At 75.4% G+C, this 21,873-nt stretch carries 15 protein-coding genes; 5 read left to right on the top strand and 10 right to left on the bottom strand.

Features of this window, described 5'->3' with window-relative positions; translation table 11 throughout:
* Positions 1 to 8: 8 nt before the first annotated feature.
* The 5 genes from DMP17_RS40925 to DMP17_RS40905 form a co-directional block, all read right to left on the bottom strand.
* Positions 9 to 1,103, bottom strand: coding sequence for a glycosyltransferase family 4 protein (locus DMP17_RS40925; RefSeq protein WP_337832360.1), 1,095 nt, complete (start codon positions 1,101 to 1,103; stop codon positions 9 to 11).
* Entirely contained in the window at positions 1,100 to 1,948 is an 849-nt protein-coding gene (locus DMP17_RS40920; RefSeq protein ID WP_337832359.1) for an alpha/beta fold hydrolase, read from the bottom strand. Before DMP17_RS40920 ends, DMP17_RS40925 begins: the two co-directional genes overlap by 4 nt.
* Positions 1,945 to 3,192, bottom strand: coding sequence for a glycosyltransferase (locus DMP17_RS40915; RefSeq protein WP_337832358.1), 1,248 nt, complete (start codon positions 3,190 to 3,192; stop codon positions 1,945 to 1,947). The genes DMP17_RS40920 and DMP17_RS40915 overlap by 4 nt, the downstream gene beginning before the upstream one ends.
* Positions 3,180 to 3,827, bottom strand: coding sequence for a DedA family protein (locus DMP17_RS40910; RefSeq protein WP_226367448.1), 648 nt, complete (start codon positions 3,825 to 3,827; stop codon positions 3,180 to 3,182). The genes DMP17_RS40915 and DMP17_RS40910 overlap by 13 nt, the downstream gene beginning before the upstream one ends.
* Before the next feature lie 168 nt (positions 3,828 to 3,995).
* The gene (locus DMP17_RS40905) at positions 3,996 to 5,351 is read right to left on the bottom strand and encodes a maltokinase N-terminal cap-like domain-containing protein (protein ID WP_226350109.1); all 1,356 of its coding nucleotides are present in this window, start codon (positions 5,349 to 5,351) and stop codon (positions 3,996 to 3,998) included.
* Positions 5,352 to 5,744: 393 nt separating this feature from the next.
* Here DMP17_RS40905 and treS point away from each other — a divergent pair, with 393 nt between their 5' ends.
* The gene (gene treS / locus DMP17_RS40900; RefSeq protein WP_337832357.1) at positions 5,745 to 8,063 is read left to right on the top strand and encodes a maltose alpha-D-glucosyltransferase; all 2,319 of its coding nucleotides are present in this window, start codon (positions 5,745 to 5,747) and stop codon (positions 8,061 to 8,063) included.
* 73 nt (positions 8,064 to 8,136) lie between these two features.
* Here the strand turns inward: treS and DMP17_RS40895 are convergent, their stop codons facing one another.
* On the bottom strand, positions 8,137 to 10,128 hold the full coding sequence (locus DMP17_RS40895; RefSeq protein ID WP_226350111.1) for an alpha-1,4-glucan--maltose-1-phosphate maltosyltransferase: 1,992 nt from the start codon (positions 10,126 to 10,128) through the stop codon (positions 8,137 to 8,139).
* A gap of 257 nt (positions 10,129 to 10,385) precedes the next feature.
* On the opposite strand from DMP17_RS40895, the gene glgP reads away from it, so the two are divergent.
* Positions 10,386 to 12,965 carry an alpha-glucan family phosphorylase gene (gene glgP / locus DMP17_RS40890; protein ID WP_226367447.1) on the top strand — a complete coding sequence of 860 codons (2,580 nt, stop codon included), beginning with the start codon at positions 10,386 to 10,388 and terminating at the stop codon, positions 12,963 to 12,965.
* Here the strand turns inward: glgP and DMP17_RS40885 are convergent.
* The 4 genes from DMP17_RS40885 to glgX form a co-directional block, all read right to left on the bottom strand.
* Positions 12,962 to 13,672 carry a hypothetical protein gene (locus DMP17_RS40885; RefSeq protein WP_337832356.1) on the bottom strand — a complete coding sequence of 237 codons (711 nt, stop codon included), beginning with the start codon at positions 13,670 to 13,672 and terminating at the stop codon, positions 12,962 to 12,964. The genes glgP and DMP17_RS40885 overlap by 4 nt on opposite strands.
* A 110-nt stretch (positions 13,673 to 13,782) precedes the next feature.
* Positions 13,783 to 14,286, bottom strand: coding sequence for a hypothetical protein (locus DMP17_RS40880; RefSeq protein ID WP_337832355.1), 504 nt, complete (start codon positions 14,284 to 14,286; stop codon positions 13,783 to 13,785).
* 106 nt (positions 14,287 to 14,392) lie between these two features.
* Positions 14,393 to 14,620, bottom strand: a complete 228-nt coding sequence (locus DMP17_RS40875; protein WP_226350115.1) for an FmdB family zinc ribbon protein — start codon at positions 14,618 to 14,620, stop codon at positions 14,393 to 14,395.
* 61 nt (positions 14,621 to 14,681) lie between these two features.
* Complete coding sequence (gene glgX, locus DMP17_RS40870; RefSeq protein ID WP_337832354.1) at positions 14,682 to 16,703, bottom strand: glycogen debranching protein GlgX; 2,022 nt, start codon at positions 16,701 to 16,703, stop codon at positions 14,682 to 14,684.
* A gap of 100 nt (positions 16,704 to 16,803) precedes the next feature.
* Here glgX and DMP17_RS40865 point away from each other — a divergent pair, with 100 nt between their 5' ends.
* The 3 genes from DMP17_RS40865 (at position 16,804) to DMP17_RS40855 (ending at position 21,734) form a co-directional block, all read left to right on the top strand.
* Entirely contained in the window at positions 16,804 to 17,574 is a 771-nt protein-coding gene (locus DMP17_RS40865) for an ABC transporter ATP-binding protein (protein WP_226350629.1), read from the top strand.
* A gap of 190 nt (positions 17,575 to 17,764) precedes the next feature.
* Entirely contained in the window at positions 17,765 to 19,630 is a 1,866-nt protein-coding gene (locus DMP17_RS40860) for a hypothetical protein (protein ID WP_337832353.1), read from the top strand.
* Between the two features lie 16 nt (positions 19,631 to 19,646).
* Positions 19,647 to 21,734 carry a MinD/ParA family ATP-binding protein gene (locus DMP17_RS40855; RefSeq protein WP_337832352.1) on the top strand — a complete coding sequence of 696 codons (2,088 nt, stop codon included), beginning with the start codon at positions 19,647 to 19,649 and terminating at the stop codon, positions 21,732 to 21,734.
* The last annotated feature ends 139 nt before the right edge of the window (positions 21,735 to 21,873 follow it).

Genomic DNA, 21,873 nt, shown 5'->3' with positions numbered 1-21,873 from the left:
GGACCGGGTCAGGCCCGCCGGCGCCGGTGGCGCCCCAGTGCCCGTTCCAGGACCGCCTGCAGCGCGACGGCGGCTCCGTCCCAGGTCTGGTCGGCGGCGCGGGCCCGCACCGCGTCGGAGCGCCGGGTCCAGGTCGCGTCCAGCCCGCGCACGGCGTCGGCGACCCCGGCGTCGTCACCCGGCGCGACGAACACGCCGGCGTCGCCCGCGACCTCGCGGAAGGCCGGGATGTCGGTGACGACGACCGGGCAGCCCCGCGCCATGGCCTCCAGCACCGGGAGCCCGAACCCCTCGTCGCGGGAGGCGGAGACCAGCGCGGTGGCGCCGTCGAGCAGGGCGCGGTAGCCGTCGTCGTCGACGCCGTCGTGGAACACCGGCCGGGCCGGTGCGGCGAGCCGCTCCAGCTCCGCGCGCACCCCCGGCGGGACGGGGGAGACCAGGTGCAGCTCGTGGCCGGGCAGCCGGGCCGCGGCCCGGGCCAGGGTCGCGACGTCCTTGTAGGGCATGAACGACCCGGCGTAGACGATCCGGTTCCCCGGCGGGCGGGACCGCGTCGGCGTGCCGGGCGGCAGGTGGAAGTCGGTGGCGTCCGGGACGACGGCGACCTCCCGGCGGGACAGCCGGTGCGCCGCGACCAGGTCCGCGGTCGCGGCGGACACGCACGCGACGGCGTCGGCGCCGGCCAGCAGCAGCCGCTGCGGCCACCACGACAGGTGGTAGGCCCGCCACACCGCCCGCACCGGCGCGGGCAGCCACGGCGGCGGCGCCGGGTGCCGGTAGTAGATGAGGTCGTGCACGGTGAGCACCACCGCGTAGCGGCGCCCGAGCGTGCCCATCGTCTGCATCGGGCTGAAGACGACCGCATCGGGTGACCCGGCGACGATCCGGTTCACCCGCCGGGCGACCAGCGGCTCCCCGGCCCCGGTCGGGGCGGGCAGGGTGTGCGCGGGCCGGTCGGGCAGCCCGTCGCGCTGGCGCGGGTCGGACACCAGCAGCTCCACCGGGGCGATCCGGTCCAGCGCGCGGACCAGCCCGGTGGTGTAGCGGCCGATGCCGTCCGGGCGTCCGGGACGGATGTAGCGGCAGTCGACGAGCACCCTCACCGCGCCACGAAACCCCGGATCTCGCGGGCCGCCCACGCCGGGGCCTCGTAGTGCACGAGGTGGCCGGTGCGCGGCAGCAGGACCAGCCGGGCGTCGGCGAAGGCGGCGGCGAGCGCGTGCTGCCCGGCCGGTGGGGCGACCCGGTCGCGGGCCCCGGCCAGCAGCAGCGTCGGCACCGTGATCCGGGGCGCCCAGGGCCGCACCGAGCCGGAACCGGCGGCGCGGAAGCACTCCAGCAGCGACGCCGTCGTGGCGAAGGTGCCGAAGTGGGCGCGGTGCTCGTCGGAGATCCAGTGGCGCAGCAGCGGGTCGCGGGTGGTGGTCATCGACAGGGTGGCCGCGTCGGCGAGCAGTCTGCTGCGCAGCACGCCGTCGAGGCCGAACCGGGCGGCGCCGGAGTGCAGCAGCGCGGTGGCCGCCGTCCCGATGCCGGTGACGCCGCCGGCGCCCGAGGCGGGCTCGGCGATCGGGTTGACCAGGACCAGCGCCCGCGGTGTGGTCGCGGCGGCGGCACAGACGGCCGCGGCCACGATCGACCCGAACGAGTGCCCCAGCAGCACCGTGTCCGGGCCGAGGTCGGCGAGCAGCGCCGAGGCCCAGCGGGCGTAGCCGTCGACGTCGTGGGTGCGGTCGGTGAACGGCGGCGACGCCCCGAACCCGGGCAGGTCCGGCACGACGACGCGGTACCCGGTCAGCCGCGACGCCAGCGGCGCGAGCCCGTGGTGGCTGCCCCGCAGCCCGTGCAGCGCGAGCACCGGTGCCCCGTCCGGGTCCCCGAGGGTGTGCACGACGGTGGGCGCGCCGTCGATCACGTGCTCCCGGGCGGGCGTCAGCGTCGCGGTCACCGCCGGGTGTCCGCGTGCCGGCGGGCGCGGCGCGCCGATCGGAACGCGCGCACCGGCACGACCGGGCGGGCCTTCGTCCGGTACAGCTCCTCGAAGGTGTCCACCGTGGTCGCCAGCGAGTGCTCGGAGGCGATCCGCAGGCTCGCCGCCCCCAGCGCGGCCGCGCCGTCGGGGTCGCCGAGCACCCGGGACAGCCGGTCGGCGAGCGCGGCGACGTCGCCGTGCGGGTAGCGCCAGCCGTTCACCCCGGGGCGGGCCAGGTGCGGCAGCGCACCCGCGTCGACGGCGACGACCGGCTTCCCGGTCGCCATCGCCTCCAGCGTGACCAGGCTCTGCAGCTCGGCGGTGCCGGCGTTCACGAACACGTCCAGGGCCGGGTAGACGTCGGGGATCTCGTCGTCGGTGAGCCGGCCGGTGAAGGTGACCGCGTGCTCCAGGTGCTCGGCGCGGACCAGCGCGCCCAGCCGGGCCCGCTCCTCGCCGTCGCCGACGACGACCAGCCGCGCCCCGGGCACCGCACCGGCGCGCAGCAGCGCGGTGGCGCGGACCAGCTCGTCGACGTGCTTCTCCCGGTCCAGCCGCCCGACGAAGCCGACCAGCGGCGCGTCGGCGGGGATGCCGTGCCGGGCGCGGAACGCGGGCCCGCGACCGGTGGTGTCGGGCCGGAAGCGGCCCAGGTCCAGGCCGTTGGACACGGGCAGCACCGGGCCGGGGACGCCGCCCTGCTCGGCCATCGACGCGGCCAGCGGGGTGGGCGCGGTGACCAGCCCGGCCCGGCTGAGCACGCGCACCGCGTCCCACCAGAACAGCTTCTTGAGCCCGGACTCCGGCAGGTGCAGGAAGCTGATCGCCGGGATGATGTTCTCCGGGATCATGTGCGTGGTCGCCATCGACGGGACGCCGAGGTCGGCGGCCGCGGTGAGCAGCATCCGGCCCAGCACCATGTGGCTCTGCACGTGCACGACGTCGGGCCGGACCCGGCGCAGGATCGCGCGGCAGGTCTGCCGCAACCCGGGCGGCGGGCAGAGCCGGAAGCCCGGCGGCTTGGGGACACGGCAGGAGCGGACCCGGTGTTCGGTCACCGGCCCGACCCGGCGCGGTGGGACGCTGCGCAGACCGCGCGACGGCGCGACCACGTGCACCTCGTGCCCGCGGGCGGCGAGCTCGGCCGCCAGCCGCTGCCCGGCGTAGCTGGCTCCGTTGACGTCCGGTGCCCAGGTGTCGGCCCCGATCAGGACGCGCACACGTTCTCCTTCCGCGAGGTCCTGGCGCGCACCCACAGCGCGCGCCCGGCCACGAGCACCAGGCCCACGCCCAGCCCCACCGCCACGATGATCCACGGCCGGTCGGCCAGCTCCGCGGCGAACCGGCCCCCGACCACCCAGCCGATCCCGACCAGCAGTGCCGAACGCACCGCCGTCAGCGGGACCACCCAGGCCACGAACCGCCGGTACGACACCCCGGCCAGGCCGATGGCCAGGAACGCGGGGATCGCGCCGACGTCCACCAGTTTCGCGCCCAGCACCAACCGGCCCGGACGGCCCCCCACCTTCGCGCGCAGTGCGTCCCAGCGCCGCTCGGTCAGACCCAGCCGGACCAGCAGCGGAGCGACGGCCGGGCGGCGCCCGCCGCGGCCGAGGACGTAGAAGACGGTGTCGGCGACGACGTCGGCGGCGAACGCCACCAGCCACACCACCCACCAGTCGAGCAGCCCGGCGCCCGCGAGCGAGCCCGCGACGACGCTGACGACCGGCCCCTCCACCAGCACACCGAGGAAGAGCACGGCCAGCGTCACGCCGAGCGTGGGCCCGTCGGGGCGCTGGACGAGGCCCAGGACCCCGTCCAGACCGTCCACACCGAGCAGACCGGCCGGGGTCACGACAGGTCCTCGGGCCGGGTGGCGGGTGGTGGTCTCACGGTGGGTGTCCTCCTGGTCGGGGAGGATTCCACGATCCCGCGCCGGGCCGCCCGGGGAGTCGGGCGTCGCCCCGGCGTCGACGGCGGGAAGGTCCGGTGACCACCGGGTGTCGCCGACGGCCCGGACGTGCTAAGCGGTGCTGCGCGCGATCGCGGTGAGCGGGATCGGCAGCCAGGTCGGACGGCTGCGGGTCTCGTAGAGCACCTGGTAGACGGCCTTGTCCAGCTCGTAGGCGCGCAGCAGCGCGGCGTGCGCGCGTGGGTCCTCACCGGCGCGGGCGGCGTAGCCGGCGCAGAACGCGTCGCGGTTCGCGGCCGACCAGTCGTGAGCGAGACGTGCCTCGGTGGTGTCCGAACCGAGACCTGCCCCGGGCGTGTCGGACCGGGTCAGCAGGTGGTGGAAGGCGGCGTAGTCGAAGGAGAACAGCATCCCGACGACGTCGCGCACCGCGGAGTCCGGCGCGCGCCGCTCCTCGGGGGAGGCGGCCGGCTCGCCCTCGAAGTCGATGACCAGCCAGCGGCCGTCCGGGCGGCGCAGCGTCTGCCCGAGGTGCAGGTCGCCGTGCACCCGCTGCACGACGACGGGCGCGCCCAGCGCGGCCACCTCGTCGTAGACGGCGCGGATCGCGGGCACGTGCGGGGCGAGCACCGGCACCTGGTCGGCGACCTCGGTGCACCGCCGGGTCCAGTACGCCGCCAGCTCGCGCGGGTCGGCCTCGGAGGTGCCGAGCTCGGCGCGCAGCGCGACGTGCACGTCGGCGAGCGCCTCACCGAGCGCGCGGGCGTCGCCGGTGAAGTCGGTCCGGTCGCGGACCGCCGCGGTGGCCCGCTCCCAGCCGTCGTGCGAGCCGGCCGCGAACTCCTGCAGCAGCGCGAAAGTGGCGGGCTCGCCGTCGAGGACCCCCTCGATCCCGCCCTGCAGCGCCGCGACCGACGTCGACCCGGCCGCGCGCAGCGCCCGGTGCAGCTCCAGGTCGGGGTTCAGACCGGGGGACAGGCGCCGGTAGACCTTGAGGATGGAGCGCTCGCCCCAGCGGACCGAGGTGTTGGACTGCTCGGCGTCGACGACGCGGCCGGTCTCGGTCAGCGGCAGCACCGCGCCCGGCTCGGGCACGAACGACAGGTCACCGGCGGTCGCGCCCTCGGCGATCAGCCGCAGCAGCAGCGCGGTGACGGCCGGGTCGTGCAGGCCGTCGTAGAGGACCTGCCCGTCGTGGCCGCCGATCGGTGCGGCCCCGACCGGGGCGTGCGGGGCGCGGGCCAGGAGCAGCTGGTAGTGCCGGTCCGGACCGTCGGCGAAGGACACCGCGAGGACCAGCACCTCGAGCCCGGTGACGCCCTCGGCGGCGGGCAGCGGGTGCCGCGACGCGACGGCGACGCCGGTCAGCGGACGCCCCTTCTCGGCGAACCAGCGACGCCCGGGCAGCCAGTCGCGCAACAGGCCCGGGAGCGCCGTCAGGTCCTCGGAAGCTCCGGTCGGCCGCACGCGTCGTCCCCCTCCTGCCGGGCGTCCGCCCGGCCTGTGAACACCACCGCGGACCGGTCGCGACCACCGCCCGCACCACGTCCGGTACCGGTCGGCGCCACCCGGGCCCGCAGGCGAAAACCCTAACCGGGACAGGCCGACCCGGCCGGGTCAGGAGGTCGGGTGGGCGGTACTGTCCGTGTCGGATCGACCACCCGTTGGTCACGGGCGGTGATCACGCTTCTGTCCGGCATCCCCGTGCCGGGAAACCCATACTGGACGTGGTGCCCGCGGGTACCCCGCGACGGTGCGCACGCGCCCGCGTGCGGATCGCCGTCGCAGGGCGCACCGTGGGCCGGACATGCCCAGAACCTGCCCTGACCTGCCCCCCACAGCGACCGGAGGACCGGCGGCGTGACCGAGCGAGAGCCGAAGGCCGACATCCCCCCGACGATCCCGGAGACCCAGGCCCGGATCGCACCGGCCGATCCGCTCGCCGCCGTCGAACCGGTGCCCGCCGAGGCCGAGCACGTCCCGGAGCCACCGGACGTGAACTTCGCCGAGTACTACCACGAGGCGCGTCCGCGCACCCTGCGTCACCGCGCCCGGGTGCGGTCCACGGTGCGGCGCCGGTCGGTGTCGCAGGACGGCCCGGCGTCGGGGGAGAACCCGGTCTACGTGTCGTGGCTGCTGTCCCAGTCGATGCTCGGCCACGCCGACGAGCTGGCCCGCCAGTTCTCCGGGCAGGGCTCGATGTGGCAGAACCCCTACGCCAGCCCCGGCCCGCGGCACGCGGTCGAGACGGCGTCGGTGTGGTTCACCGCCTACCCGATCTCGCTGATCACCGCCTCCGGCGAGTCGTTCCTGGCCGCACTCGGGAACGAGGAGCTGTGGCAGGCGTTCGAGACGATCGGCATCGAGGGCGTCCACACCGGGCCGGTGAAGAAGGCGGGCGGGCTCTCGGGCTGGCAGCCCACCCCGAGCGTCGACGGCCACTTCGACCGCATCTCCAACGAGCTCGACCCGGCCTTCGGCACCGAGGACGAGTTCCGTGCGATGTGCGCGACCGCCACCTGGCACGGCGGCACGATCATCGACGACATCGTCCCCGGCCACACCGGCAAGGGGCCGGACTTCCGGCTCGCCGAGCTCGCCTACGGCGACTACCCGGGCATCTACCACATGGTCGAGATCGAGCAGTCCGACTGGGGGATGCTGCCGGACGTGCCGCCGGGGAAGGACTCGGCCAACCTCGACGCCGCGACCGAGGAGGCACTGGAGAAGGCCGGCTACATCGTCGGCCGGCTGCAGCGGGTCATCTTCTACCGCGAGGGCGTGAAGGAGACCAACTGGTCGGCGACCGGCGAGGTCACCGGCGTCGACGGCGTCGTGCGGCGCTGGGTGTACCTGCACTACTTCAAGGACGGCCAGCCGTCGGTCAACTGGCTGGACCCGACCTTCGCGGGCATGCGGATGGTCATCGGCGACGCCCTGCACTCGCTGGCCGACCTCGGCTCGGGTGCGCTGCGCCTGGACGCGAACGGCTTCCTCGGCGTGGAGAAGGCGGGCTCCGGGAACCCCGGCTGGTCCGAGGGGCACCCGCTGTCCGAGGCCGCGAACCACCTCATCGCGAGCATGGTGCGCAAGGTCGGCGGGTTCACCTTCCAGGAGCTGAACCTGACCGTCGACGACATCAAGGTCACCTCCGAGGCGGGCGCGGACCTGTCCTACGACTTCATCAACCGCCCCGCCTACCACCACGCGCTCGCGACCTCGGACACCGAGTTCCTGCGGCTGACCCTGCGCACCGCGCTCGACCTGGGCGTCGACCCGGCGTCGCTGGTGCACGCGCTGCAGAACCACGACGAGCTGACCTACGAACTCGTGCACTGGACCGCGGGCCACACCGACGAGCTGTTCCACTTCCGCGGCGAGGACATGCGCGGCGGGGACCTGGCCGACACGATCCGCCGCGACCTGTGCGACGTCCTCACCGGGCCGGACGCGCCCTACAACCTGATCTTCACGACGAACGGTATCGCCTGCACCACCGCGACCGTCATCGCCGCCTCGCTCGGCATCTCCGCGCTCGACGACATCGGGCCCGACGACGTCGAGCGCATCCGGCGGGTGCACCTGCTGCTGGTCATGTTCAACGCCTTCCAGCCCGGGGTGTTCGCGCTGTCGGGCTGGGACCTGCTCGGCATGCTGACGCTGCCGCCGGACTCGGTCTCGGACCTGCTGAACTCCGGGGACACCCGGTGGATCTCCCGGCCGGCGCACGACCTGATGGGGCACCGGCCGGACGCCGAGAAGTCCTCGTCGGGCATGCCCCGCGGGCGCAGCCTCTACGGGTCGCTGCCCGACCAGCTGACCGAGGAGACCAGCTTCGTCCGCCAGATGCAGGCGATCCTGGCGGTGCGCAAGCGCTCCGGGGTGGCGACGGCCCGCCAGGTCGACGTGCCGGACGTGTCGCACCGCGGCCTGCTGGTGATGGTGCACCTGCTCGACGACGACCGGACCAGCGTGACCGTCCTGAACTTCGCCGACGAGCAGGTGGACGCGTTCGTGCGGTCCGAGCACCTGGCGCCGGGCGCGACCGTCACCGACCTGTTCTCCGGCGAGACCGTCGGCACCGTCGACGACCTCAACGGCTTCCGGATCGACATGGCCCCGTTCCGGGCGACCGCCGTCGTCCTGGAGCCCCCGGCGGACGACGCCGACCCCGCCTGACCCTCCTGCGCGAACGGGCCCCTCGTACGGACAGTCCGTACGAGGGGCCCGTTCGTGCGACCCGGAGCGGCTCTCAGAGCAGCGGGGCCTGCGCCGGCAGCGTGATGACGTGCGCGACGTGGTCGGTCGGGACCAGCCGCACGAAGTTGTACTCGCCCCAGCGGTAGGTCTCGCCCGACACCTCGTCGTGCACCTCGACGACGTCGGTGTACCGCAGCCCCAGCGCCGGCATGTCCAGCTTCAGAGTGCCCTGCTGCGGGGCCGTCGGGTCCAGCGTGCAGACCACGAGCACCTGGTCACCGGTGGACGGGTCCAGCTTGGAGAACGCGATGACGTTCGTGTTGTCCACCTCGTGGAAGTGGATCTCGCGCAGCTGCTGGAGCGCCGGGTGGGCGCGGCGGATCTCGTTGAGCCGGGTCACGTACGGCTCCAGCGAGCGCCCCTGGTTCAGGGCGGACTCGAAGTCCCGCGGGCGCAGCTCGTACTTCTCCGAGTCCAGGTACTCCTCGCTGCCCGGCTTGACCGGGGTGCCCTCGTACAGCTCGAAGCCGGAGTAGACGCCCCAGGTGGGCGACATCGTCGCGGCCAGGGTCGCCCGGATCGCGAACATCGCCGGGCCGCCGGTCTGCAGCGACTCGTGGAGGATGTCCGGGGTGTTGGTGAACAGGTTGGGGCGGCACTCGTCGGCGTGCTCGGCGTGCATCGTCGCGAAGTCGGCGAGCTCCTCGGCCTCGGTCCGCCACGTGAAGTACGTGTAGGACTGGGTGAAGCCCAGCCGCGCCAGCCCGAACAGCCGGGCCGGGCGGGTGAACGCCTCGGCCAGGAACAGCACCTCCGGGTGGGTCCGCTTGACCTCCCAGATCAGCCAGTGCCAGAAGTTCGGCGGCTTGGTGTGCGGGTTGTCGACCCGGAAGATCGTCACCCCGTGCTCGACCCACTTGAGCACCACGCGCAGGCACTCGGCGTAGATGCCGGCCGGGTCGCGGTCGAAGTTCAGCGGGTAGATGTCCTGGTAGCGCTTCGGCGGGTTCTCCGCGTAGGCGATCGTCCCGTCCGGGCGCACGGTGAACCACTCCGGGTGCTCGGTGACCCAGGGGTGGTCGGGCGCGCACTGCAGCGCCAGGTCGAGCGCGATCTCCATGCCGAGCTCGTTCGCCCGCGCGACGAACGCGTCGAAGTCGTCGAAGTCGCCCAGCTCCGGGTCGATCGCGTCGTGCCCGCCCGCGGCGGAGCCGATCGCCCACGGGGAGCCGACGTCGCCCGGCTCGGCGTGGGTGGAGTTGTTGCGGCCCTTGCGGTGCACCGTGCCGACCGGGTGGATCGGCGGCAGGTAGACGACGTCGAAGCCCATCCGCGCGACGCGGTCGAGCTCCTTCGACGACGTCGCGAACGTGCCGTGCACCGGGCGGCCGGTCTCGTCGCGCCCGCCGGTGGAGCGGGGGAAGAACTCGTACCAGGACCCGTACAGCGCGCGGGGCCGGTCGACGAAGATCGTCCGCTCCGGGCCGCGGGTGATGAGCTCCCGGACGGGACGCTCGACCATGATCGCGACGACGGCGTCGAACAGGGCGGGGGCGACCCGCGCGCGCAGCGGCAGCGCGGTGTCCCGCAGCGTGTTCGCGGCGCCGAGCAGCAGGTCGCGGCTGTCCTTCTCGGCCGGGCGACGCCCGACCCTGGCGAGCAGCCGGGCGCCGACCTCGAGGTCGTTGGCCAGCTCCTCGGCCGTCTGGCCCGCGGCGATCTTCTTCTCCACGCCCGAGCGCCAGGTCGCCCACGGGTCGCTCCACGCGTCGACGCGGAAGGTCCAGCGACCCTCGGCGTCGGGGCGGACCCAGGCCACGAAGCGGTCGGTGCCCACCCCGTCGGGCTGCATCCGCACGTACTGCGCGTCGCCCGGCGTCCCGTCGGCCGACAGCGGGGTGAACACGACGTTCGCCGCGACGGCGTCATGTCCCTCCCGCCACACGGTCGCCCGGATCGGGACGACCTCGCCGACCACGGCCTTGGCCGGGTCTCCGCTCTCCACGAACGGGGTCACGTCGTCGATTCCGAGCCGACCGGTCATCGGCTGCACCCCCAGGAAATTGTCACCGTCGGTAGAAGTCCCACCAGAGTCGAGACGGCCAGTCTGACGCCGCCACGTCACCTGTCGCCACACCCGCGGGACCATCGGCGTGAACGGATCGGAACGGATGTGGACGGAACCGATTCGACGTGCACGGACCCACTGATCCCGCGGCAGTGCGACCCTACCGGTGGGACCCCGTCACGGCCGGGCGGGACACCGCGTGCGTGTCGGTGTTCCCGGCTACCCTCGCGGCCGTGAGAGCCCTCCGTCGTTTCACCGTCCGTGCCCAGCTCCCCGCTCCGCTCGCGCCGCTGCAGACACTGGCGACGAACCTGCGGTGGACCTGGCACGCGCCGACCCGGGAACTGTTCGCCTCCCTCGACCCCGACGCCTGGGACGCCAGCGGACAGGACCCGGTCCGCCTGCTCGGCGAGATCCCCGCCGGCCGCCTGGCCGAGCTCGCCGCGGACGACGCGGTCGCCGCCGAGGTCGCCGAGCGGGCCGCGGAGCTGGAGACCTACCTGTCCGAGCCGCGCTGGTACCGCGGCGCGGACGCCGACGGCGCGGGCAGGCCGTCGGCCGTCGCGTACTTCTCGATGGAGTTCGGCGTCTCGGAGGTGCTGCCCAACTACTCCGGCGGGCTCGGCGTGCTCGCCGGCGACCACCTCAAGGCCGCCTCGGATCTGGGCGTCCCGCTCGTCGCGGTGGGGCTGCTGTACCGGTCGGGGTACTTCCGCCAGTCCCTGTCGCTCGACGGCTGGCAGCTCGAGCACTACCCGGCGATCGACCCGCAGGGGCTGCCGCTGCAGCTGCTCACCGACGCCTCCGGCGCGCCGGAGCTCGTCGAGGTCGCGATGCCGGGGGACCGCACGCTGCACGCGCGGATCTGGCAGGCCGCGGTCGGGCGGGTCCCGCTGCTGCTGCTCGACACCGACATCGAGGAGAACGCCGGCTCCGACGACGGGGCCGACCTGCGCGGGGTCACCGACCGGCTCTACGGCGGCGACCAGAACCACCGCATCCAGCAGGAGATCCTCATCGGTGTCGGCGGGGTGCGCGCGGTCCGCGCGTTCTGCCGGCTCACCGGGCACCCGACGCCGGAGGTCTTCCACACCAACGAGGGCCACGCCGGGTTCCTCGGCTGCGAGCGGATCCGCGAGCTGTGCACCGGCTCGGCGGTGTCGTCCAACGGCGCGGGCCCGGCGACGGCGTCCGCGTCGTCCGGCGGGCTCGACTTCGACGAGGCGCTCGCCGCCGTCCGCGCGGGCACGGTGTTCACCACCCACACCCCGGTGCCCGCCGGCATCGACCGGTTCGGCCTGGACCTGGTCCGGCACTACCTGACCGACCGGCTGCTGCCGGGCCTGCCGACCGACCGGCTCCTCGCGCTCGGCGCCGAGGAGGACCCGGAGACGTTCAACATGGCGCACATGGGTCTGCGCCTGGCCCAGCGCGCCAACGGTGTCTCCCGGCTGCACGGGACGGTGTCGCGGGAGATGTTCGGCGGGCTGTGGGCCGGGTTCGACCGCGAGGAGGTGCCGATCGGCTCGGTCACCAACGGCGTGCACGGCCCCACCTGGGAGGCCCACCAGGTCACCGAGCTGCTCGGCGAGCCCGGCAGCAGCACCGCCGAGGTGTCCGACGCCGACGTGTGGGGCCTGCGCAACACGCTGCGGTCCCGGCTGGTCGACGAGGTCCGCCGCCGGGTGCGCGCCGCCTGGCTGGAGCGGGGTGCGTCCGAGCCGGAGCTGGGCTGGACCGACCACGTCTTCGACCGCGACGTGCTCACCGTCGGCTTCGCCCGCCGGGTTCCGACCTACAAGCGGCTCACGCTGATGCTGCGCGACGCCGACCGGCTCCGCAGCCTGCTGCTCGACCCGCACCGGCCGGTGCAGCTCGTCGTCGCGGGGAAGTCGCACCCCGCCGACGACGGCGGCAAGGCGCTCATCCAGCAGATCGTGCGCTTCGCCGACGACGCCGGCGTGCGCCACCGCATCGTCTTCCTGCCCGACTACGACATGTCGATGGCCCGCTACCTCTACTGGGGCTGCGACGTCTGGCTGAACAACCCGCTGCGCCCGCTGGAGGCCTGCGGCACCTCCGGCATGAAGTCCGCGCTCAACGGCGGGCTGAACCTGTCCATCCGCGACGGCTGGTGGGACGAGTTCTACGACGGCGCCAACGGCTGGGCCATCCCCACCGCCGACGGCGTCGAGGACCCGACCCGGCGCGACGACCTGGAGGCCAACGCCCTCTACGAGCTCATCGCCACCCAGGTCGGCCCCGCGTTCTACGACCGCGTCGACGGCGTCCCGCACCGCTGGGTCGAGATGGTCCGCCACACCCTCACCACCCTGCGGCCGAAGGTGCAGGCCACCCGGATGGTGCGGGAGTACGTGCAGGACTGGTACACCCCGGCCGCCCGCGCCGCCGCGGACGCGGCCGCGTCGGACTACGCCGTCGCCCGCGACATCGCGCAGTTCCGGGCCCGGCTGAACAAGGCGTGGAACCACGTCCGGATCACCGGCGTCGACGCGTCCGGGCTGCCCGACACCCCGGTCGTGGGGTCGCCGATGACGGTCCGGGCGGGGGTGGACCTGGCCGGGCTGGACCCGTCGGACGTGACGGTCGAGGCCGTCGTCGGGCGGGTCGACTCCTCCGACGAGCTGGCGGACCCGGTGACCGTCGCGATGGAGCACCGCGGCGACGGGTCCTGGGAGGTCGCCGTGCCGTTGCCGCACGCGGGGCTGACCGGGTACACGGTCCGGGTGCTGCCGCACCACCCGCACCTGGCGTCGTCGGTCGAGCTGGGGCGGATCGTCCTGGCGGGCTAGCGCAGCGTGGTCCGGCTCGTGCTGCGCTCACCCCGCGGGGCGACGGTGGTCAGCGCGAGCTCCCGCGGTCCCGGGGGCAGCGCGCCGACCACGATGTCCTGGGTGGTGGCGTAGCCGCCGCAGGTGCCCGACCAGAGCACCCGGCCGGCCGTCGCGAGCGTGCAGGGCCCGGAGACGTACGGGTCGACCGGGGCCTCGCGGACGGCGCGCACGTGCACGGTGCCGTCGGCGGCGCGGGCCGCGGTGATCGACATCGTGAGGGCGCACGGGGCCCGCTCGCCGAACGTGGTGAGGACGGCGGGCCCCGGCTCGGACCGGCTCTCGTCGACGTCGCGGGTCACCGCGCGCACCGACACCGTGAACGGCGCGACGCAGTAGTCGCCGTACACCGGGGCGCTGGTGGTGGTCTCGGTCGAGGCCGAGTGGAGGACGGCGCCCGCGTGGTCGCGGACCTCGACGTCGTAGTGGGTGCGCAGGGCGCCCTCGTTCTCGACGGGCGGGGACCAGGACACCTGCAGGCCGAGGCCGCGGGCGCCGCCGCCGGGTACGGGGGAGACCTGCAGGGCCTGCACCGGGCCGGGCGCGGTGAGCGCCTCGGCCGGGGGCGACGGCGGGGCGGGGGTCGCCGCCGTCGTGAGCAGGGCGGTGGTGGCCACGGCGGCGACGGCGGTGGCGGCACGGAGAAGACGGGGGAGCGCTCGGGGCACGTGGACTCCAGTTCCACGGGGACAGATGCACTCGGCGTATCGGAGCAGTGTTGACCTACGTCACACGATGGAGCGGAATACGCCCGTTCGGCCTAGCAGCGGTGTGGCGGTCAGTCGCCGCAGACGGGCAGCGGTGGGTGGGCGCCGGGGACCTCGCCGTGCTGGGGGAAGTACCAGGTCAGCGTGCGGTAGGCCGGGCGCCCGGCGCAGGAGCCCGGGTCGGCCGCGACCACCGTCGCGCGTTCCCGCGTCGCGGCGGCGAGCGGCTGCCCGGGGGCGGCGTAGGCGGCCGTCCCGGTGCCGGTGGCGGTCGGGGCGCCCCAGCTCTGCCACGTCAGGTCCTCGACGATGCCGGTGGAGCTCGCCCCGCCGAGGTCGACCAGCGACGGTCGCGGGGTCCCGAGGCCGCGGGCCTGCGGCCGGTCCGGGCTGCCGAGCACGATCGTCACCGGCGGTCCGGTACTCGTCGACGTCGAGTCCGACGGCGCGGCGACGGCGGACGCGCTCGGGCCCGCCGCGGTCTCCGCGCCGCGGGTCGGGGCGAGCGGGGAGGAACCCGCGCAGCCCGCGCCCAGGACGCCGACCAGCAGGACGGCCGGGAGCACGAGCACCACGCGCCGGGCCGCCCGCGACGTCCCGCCGCCCGCCGGACCGTGGCCCGCCGGACAGTGGCCCGCCGGACCGTGGCCCGAGGGGGCGGGACCCGTCGTCGGCAAGGGGTCAGCCGCCGCAGCACCCGCCGCCGCAGCAGTCCCCGCCGCCACCGGCCGGGGCCATCGCGGGCCGCGGCGCGGCACCGGACCGGCCGCCGAGCGCGATCGTCGAGAGCAGCTTGACGGTGTCCGCGTGCCCGTGCGGGCAGTCCGCCGGGTCCGACGACGCGGCCATCGGCCGTTCGACCTCGAACGTCGTGCTGCACTCGCGGCAGCGGAACTCGTAGCGCGGCATGCGCGGAGCCTACGCCGCGCGGCCGGCCCGTCCCAGCCTCGCGACCACCCCGGACCGCCGGTCAGCGGCTGCGCAGCAGGTGTACCGAGCGGGGCGGCAGGACGACCGTCGCCCCGGCCTCGAGCGGGGTGGTGTCGACGGGGGTGCCGTCGGGCGCGGTCGAGTCCAGGACCGGGTCGAAACCGTGGTCGCTGGGCAGCACGCAGTCGGCGGGCTCGTCGCCGGCGTGCAGGACCAGTAGCCAGTAGTCGGCCAGCAGCAGCGCGAGGGTGCGACGGCCGCCGTCGTGCCAGTCGCCGGGCTCCATCGGCCGCCCGGACGGGTCCCACCAGAGGACCTCACCGTCGACGTAGAACTGGTCGCGGTGCAGCACCGGGGACTCGCGGCGCAGCGCGGCGACCTTGGCGGTGAACGCCTCCATCGCCGCGGTCTCGTCGGTGCGGGTCCAGTCCGCCCAGGAGGTCTCGTCGTCGCGGCAGTAGGCGTTGTTGTTGCCGCCCTGGGTGCGCCAGCGCTCGTCGCCGCCGGTGATCATCGGGGTGCCGATCGACAGCAGCAGCGTCGCCATCATCGCCCGGGCCGTGGCCTGCCGGGCGGCGCGGATGCCGGCGTCGTCGGTCGGGCCCTCGGCGCCGTGGTTCTGCGAACGGTTGTCGTCGGTGCCGTCGCGGTTGTTCTCGCCGTTGCCCTCGTTGTGCTTGCGCTCGTAGGACACGAGGTCGCGCAGGGTGAAGCCGTCGTGAGCGGTGACGAAGTTGACCGAGGCCCACGGGCGACGCCCGGAGAGCTGGTAGATGTCGGAGCTGCCGGTCAGCCGCGACGCCAGCTCGGCGACGCCGCCGTGACCGCGCCAGAAGTCGCGCACCGCGTCGCGGTAGCGGCCGTTCCACTCCGACCAGGCGACGCCGAAGCCGCCGACCCGGTACCCCTCGCCGGTCGCGTCCCACGGCTCGGCGATCAGCTTGCAGGTCGACAGCGTCGGGTCCTGCGCGATCGCGGTGAGCAGCGCGGAGTCCGGCGAGAACGGGCCCGACCGCGGGCGGCCGAGCACCGAGGCGAGGTCGATCCGGAACCCGTCGACGCCGTAGGCGTGCACCCAGTGCCGCATGGCGTCGCAGACCAGCCGGATGACCGTGGGGGAGCCGGCGTCGAGGGTGTTGCCGGTGCCGGTGATGTCGGCGTCGTGCCCGGACCCGCCGAGCGAGTAGTACGCCGGCGCGTCGAGGCCGCGGTAGGACAGGGTGGTGCCGCCGACCCCGCCCTCGCAGGTGTGGTTGGGGACGATGTCGAGGATGACCTCGATCCCGGCCGCGTGCAGGGTGTCGACGAGGTAGCGGAACTCGGCGACCTCGTTGCCGGGGTCCGAGGCGTAGCCGGCGTGCGGGGCGAGGAAGCCCAGCGTGGCGTAGCCCCAGTAGTTCGACGCGCCCCGCTCCAGCAGCGGCGGCTCCGGCGCGTTGGCCTGCACCGGCAGCAGCTCGACGGCCGTCACCCCGGTGCGCTGCAGCTGCGCGATGACCGCCGGGTGGGCCAGCCCGAGGTAGGTGCCGCGGTGCGCCTCGGGCACCTCGGGGTGGAGCTTCGTCCAGCCGCGCACGTGGATCTCCGAGATCACCGTCTCCGACCACGGCACGTCCGGGCGGGGCGGGCGGGGCGCCAGGTCGGTCGCGGTGACGACCGACAGCGGCACCGACCCGAGCGAGTCGACGGTGCTGGGGCGCCCCGACATCGGGTCGCCGTCCCACCCGCGGGCGGCGACGGCGTCGGTCACCCGGCCGGTGATCCGGGCCGCGTACGGGTCGACGAGGATCTTGTGCGGGTTCGCGCGCAGCCCCTCGAACGGCCGGTACGCACCGTGCACGCGGTAGCCGTAGCGCTGGCCGGGCCGCACCCCGGGCACGTGGCCGTGCCACACGCCGAAGGTGTGCTCGCGCAGCTCGACGCGCCGCTCGGTGAGACCACCGCCCTCACCGTCGGCGGCGCCGTCGATCAGGCACACCTCGACGGTCTCGGCGCTGGTGGTGGCGACCGCGAAGCGGGTCCCGTGGTCGTCGGGGTGGGCACCGAGGGGGAAGACAGGCACGATCGGCCAGGATAGGGGGGTGACTTCGCCCCGAACCCCGTCCGCGCCCGGTGTCACACCCGTTTCCACCCCGATCGACGACGAGGACGTGGTCGTCGGGATGGACGGCGCCACCGTCCGCCGCGGCGACACCACCCTGCTCGATGCCGTCGACTGGCGGGTGGAACTCGACGAGCGCTGGGTCGTCCTCGGCCCGAACGGCGCCGGCAAGACGACCATGCTCCGCCTCGCCGGTGCCGAGCTGCACCCGACCTCCGGCACCGTCTACGTGCTCGGCGAGCGCATGGGCCGGGTCAACGTCTTCGAGCTCCGCACCCGGATCGGCCTCACCTCGGCCAACCTGGGCGTCCGGATCCCGGGCGACGAGATCGTCTCCGACGTCGTCGTCTCCGCGGGCTACGCGGTCCTCGGGCGCTGGCGCGAGGAGTACGAGCGCGACGACACCGGCCGCGCCGAGCAGCTTCTGGGCCAGCTCGGCATGGCGGGATTCGCCGGGCGCGCGTACGGCACGCTCTCCGAGGGCGAGCGCAAGCGCACCCTGATCGCCCGCGCGCTGATGACCGACCCGGAGCTGCTGCTGCTCGACGAGCCCGCCGCCGGGCTCGACCTCGGCGGCCGCGAGGACCTCGTCACCCGGCTCGCCGACCTCGCCGACGACCCGTACGCCCCGGCGTCGGTGCTGGTCACCCACCACGTCGAGGAGATCCCGCCGAACTACAGCCACGGGCTGCTGCTGCGTGAGGGGCGTGTGGTCGCCGCGGGGCTCCTGGACGAGGTCATGACCTCCGAGCCGCTGTCGGAGACGTTCGGGCTGCCGCTGACCGTCGAGCGTCGCGGCAACGGACGGTTCACCGCCTACCGGCGCGACTGAGGCCGGGGCCGCGTGGGCCGTCCGGCCCAGCCGGGAGCACCGGTCCGCGCCGCCGGTTGGCGAGGGATCCCCCTCGGATGGGCCGTTCGCCGCCTTCGCGACGTACGTCTGGGCCGGTCGCACGCGATGGTCGTGATCAGCTGTGGGCCGGAGAACCCGGCCGGCACGACGACCGGACGGAAGGTGCACGATGTCGGCTCCCCGACGCGACGACCCCACGCGGCCCCAGCGCCGCTCTGCGGCCCCGCGGCAGTCACTGGTCGCAGGACTGACCGCGCTCACCGCCGTCGGGGTGTTCGGGGCGGCCATGGCCGGTGCGCCGGCGGGGAAGGCCACCGGCTCCACCGAGGAGTGGGCCGCCTGGGCCGCGGGACAGCGGAACGAGGCGCGGCAGCCGGACGACGCGGAGATCCTGGCATCGCGCGACGCCGCCCCGGAGTCCGCGCCGGAGTCCGCGCCGTCCCCGTCGGCCGCGGCCGGGCCGAAGTTGCCGTCGCTCGACGGCGTCGGTGTGGCCGAGCCGGAGGTCGTGGCCCCCGAGGCGCTGCTGCCGGCGGTTCCCCCGGCGCCGTCCGTGCTCGGTCCGGTCGTGGCGGCCGCACCGGTGCCCGCGGCCCCCGTCGCGCTGCCGGCACCCGTGGCGGCGGCCCCGGTCTCGCTGCCGGTGCCCGCCGCCCCCGTGCGGGAGGTCGTGACCCCGGTGGCCGAGTCGGCCGGAGAGGCCACCGACACCGTCGGCAGGTCCGTCACGACGACGCTCGAACGGCCCGTGGAGACCGTGGACTCCGCCGCCGCGCCCGTCACGTCCCTGGTCACGGGTGACCGGCCGTCCGAGGAGTCCCGCTCCGCGACCTCCGAGGGCTCCGCCGACCTGCCGACCCGCACCGACCGGCAGGAGGAGGTCGCCGAGGCCCTCACGGCGCTGGGTGTGCTGGCCCCGGCCGAGACCCCGGCGTCGAGCGGCCCCGCGCAGCAGACGGAGGAGCTCGTGGCCGAGGGCACGCAGCAGTCCGGACCGGCGCAGACCGCACCCGAGCAGACGGCCCCCGAGCAGACGGCTCCCGAACAGACGGCGCCCGAGCAGACCGCCCCGGCGCAGACCGCCCCCGAGGAGACCGCGCCGGCGCCGACCGCACCGGCAGTGCAGGAGGCGCTCGCCGCCGCGGGCACGCCGCAGTCCGCTCCGGTGGCCGCCGCTCCCGAGGGGGTCTCCGAGCGGGAGGCGCTCTCGCTCGCCGACCAGTGGATCGCGCGGATGACGACCGGCGCGACCGAGCGCGGGCGGCTGCCCGAGCTGCTCGCGCAGGCGCCGTCCCGCGGGGCGGCCGTCGCCGGGCAGCCCGAGCGCCGGGTCGGCGCGGACGACACGTCCGCCCGGACCGCCACCGGCTCCGCCGCGGGCGACGCGGCGCCGAGCCGGACCGTCCCGGAGGAGACCACCCCGGACACGACCGGCCGGGACTCGTCCGACCTCCCGCGTGCCGAGGAGGCGTCGGACGGCGCGATCGAGCAGCGGGTGGCCGAGTTCATGGCGGCCCAGCAGCAGGCCGCCCAGCAGCAGGCCGCGGAGCGGCAGGCGGCCGAGCAGCGGGTCGCCGAGCGGAAGGCCGCGGAGCAGAAGGCCGCAGAGCGGAAGGCCGCCGAGCGCAAGGCGGCCGAGCAGGAAGCCGCCGAGCAGAAGGCCGCCGAGCGCCGGGCCGAGCAGAAGGCGGCGGAGCGCGAGGCGGCCGAGCAGCGGGCGACCGAACGGCGGGCGGCCGCGGAGCGTGCCGAGCGGCAGCGGGCCGAGGAGGAGCAGAAGGCCTCGGAGCAGTGCTCGACCGACGCGTCGTCGCTGTCGGTCTCGGTGAAGCAGAACGACGAGGGCCAGGTGACGACCGTGCGCATCTCCGGCTTCGACGAGCACTGCTCGGGCCGGACCGCCCACGTCACCGTGAACACCGAGGACGGCGGCACGTCCGCGACGAAGACGATCAGTGGTTCCTCGGTGACCGTCTCCCTGGACGAGCCGGTCGACCCCTCGTCGGTGAGGTCGACCGAGGTGTCGGTCGGCTGAGGACGGAGGCCGGACTGTGCAGGACCGGACGTCGCAGGACCCGGCGACGGGTGACGCCACCGACGAGTGGGTCCCCGTCGACTGGACGGTGACCTGGGACGCGGGGCGCCCGGAGCGGTCCACGGAGGATGCCGGGCAGCCCCACCGTCCGGCTCCGGGGACCGGTCCGGAGCCGGAGCCGCCGGTCCGGTCGTCCCCGGCTCCGACGCCGTCCGCAGGTCCGACGCCGTCCCCGGCTCCCGCGCCGCTCCCGGCGCGGACGTCGTCGCCGCGCCCGGCGCCGGCTGCCGGACCCGCATCGCCCGCGGAGCCGCCGGCGTCGGTCCCGGTGTCACCGGCCCGCGACCGGGGAGGCGCTGCCGACACCGGGGCGCCGGTCCGGGACACGGCCGCGACGGCCGGGCCCACCGGGCCGTCGGGACCCGCGAGCGCGGCCGACCCCCAGACCCGCGCCCTGCGGGTGACCCCGCCGGCGGCACCCGCGACGTCCACCGGGCGGGTGGGACGGGCGACCGGGGAGACCACCGGTGCGCCGCCCGGCGTCGCCGGCACGACCGGCACCGGACCCACGCCGTCGCCCGGCGACCGGCCCGCGTCCGACGGCCCGGACCCGTCCGACGGGAGGTCCGGGACCACCGAGAGGTCCGGGACGACCGAGAAGGCCGGGACGCCCGGGAGCACCGAGAAGGCCGGGACGCCCGGGAGCACCGAGAAGGCCGGGACGCCCGGGAGCACCGAGAAGGCCGGGACGCCCGGGAGCACCGAGAGGACCGGGACCACCGGGAGGACCGGGACGACCGGGACCGCCGGGGAGACCGCACCCCCGGCCACGACGGCGATCCCGGTGGTCACGGGCCGCCCCACCCCGGCCGCCGGGAGGGCCGCCCCACCGGTGGGCACCGGCTCCGCGACCGGTCCGGTGCCCCGTGGCGGAGCCGACCGACCGACACCGCCCCGCGGGCGGGGGCACCCGCCGTCCCGGCCACCCGCCTCGCCGCCGGGCGGACCTCCGCCCGGACCGGGCGCCGGGCGACCGCCCGCCGCGCCGCAGCACCCGGACGCTCCGCCGCGCCCGGACACTGCACAGCGCCCGGACGCGCCGCAGCACCCGGACGCTCCGCCCCGGCCGCGCCGGTCCGCACCGCCCGCCGGCCCGCGGCCCGCGCCGGTCCCGCTCCCGGCCGAGCGCGCCGGCCCGGTCCGGCCCGTCGCGCCGAACGCGCCCATCCGCTATGCCGGGGACCAACCGATGCACGGCTGGCGGCGCGGCGTCTACGCCGTCACCGCGGGCCGCTACAACCCCGGGCCGTCCCCGGCCCAGCTCGCCCGCCAGGAGCTCATCCAGCAGATCCGCCGACCGCTGGCCGGGGTCCGGCGGATCGCGGTCGCCTCGATCAAGGGCGGCGTCGGCAAGACGACCGTGTCGGCGTTGCTGGGGCTGGTCCTGGCGGAGAACCGCGGCGACCGGATCGTCGCCCTCGACGCCAACCCCGACGCGGGCACCCTGGCCGACCGGCTCACCGGCGACACGTCCGCGACGGTCCGCGAGCTGCTCGCGGGGGCCGCACACGCGTCGTCGGTCCACGATCTCGACCGCTTCAGCAGCCTGGCCGGACGCCTGCGGGTCATCGCCTCGGAGCAGGACCCGGCGGCGGGGGAGTCGTTCAGCCGGGAGGAGTACGAGGCGGTCTGCGGGCTGATCGGCCGGTTCGCCAACGTGCTCGTCACCGACTCGGGGACCGGCCTCGTGCACTCGGCGATGGAGGGGACGCTGACGCTGGCGGACGCGCTCGTCGTCGTCGGGACCCCGACCGTCGACGGGGCGACCCGGGCGTCGAGGACCCTGGACTGGCTGCACGGGCACGGGTTCTCCGCCCTCGCCGAGCAGGCCGTCGTCGTCCTGTCCCAGGACCGGTGGAGCCGGGAGATCGACCGGGACCTGGTCCGCAGGCACTTCGAGTCCCGTGTCCGCGCCGTCGTGGAGCTGCCGTTCGACCAGCACCTCGCGCACGGGGGCCGGATCGACCTGTCCCGGCTGGCGCCGGCCACCGTCGACGCGGTTCTCCTGCTCGCCGCCCGGATCACCGACGGTTTCGACAGCTGATCCCCGCGGCCGACGGGGGAAACCCCCGTGTTCGGTGTGCGCACGGAGCACCGGGCCGAACCGCGTGCCCGGCGCGGCCATGATCGACGGTGGATCGGGTCCGTCCCGCCGGGGGCGGTGGACGCGTGCCCGAGGAGAG

This window comes from Pseudonocardia sp. TMWB2A, assembly GCF_017312135.1.
This window is presented reverse-complemented; position numbering and strand designations above follow the sequence as displayed.

Bases quoted from the DNA above. Each gene is read 5' to 3' on its own strand.
- DMP17_RS40895 (WP_226350111.1), bottom strand. From the start codon at position 10,128: ATGACCGGTCGGCTCGGAATCGACGACGTGACCCCGTTCGTGGAGAGC.
- DMP17_RS40875 (WP_226350115.1), bottom strand. From the start codon at position 14,620: ATGCCGCGCTACGAGTTCCGCTGCCGCGAGTGCAGCACGACGTTCGAG.
- DMP17_RS40865 (WP_226350629.1), top strand. From the start codon at position 16,804: ATGGACGGCGCCACCGTCCGCCGCGGCGACACCACCCTGCTCGATGCC.
- DMP17_RS40860 (WP_337832353.1), top strand. From the start codon at position 17,765: ATGTCGGCTCCCCGACGCGACGACCCCACGCGGCCCCAGCGCCGCTCT.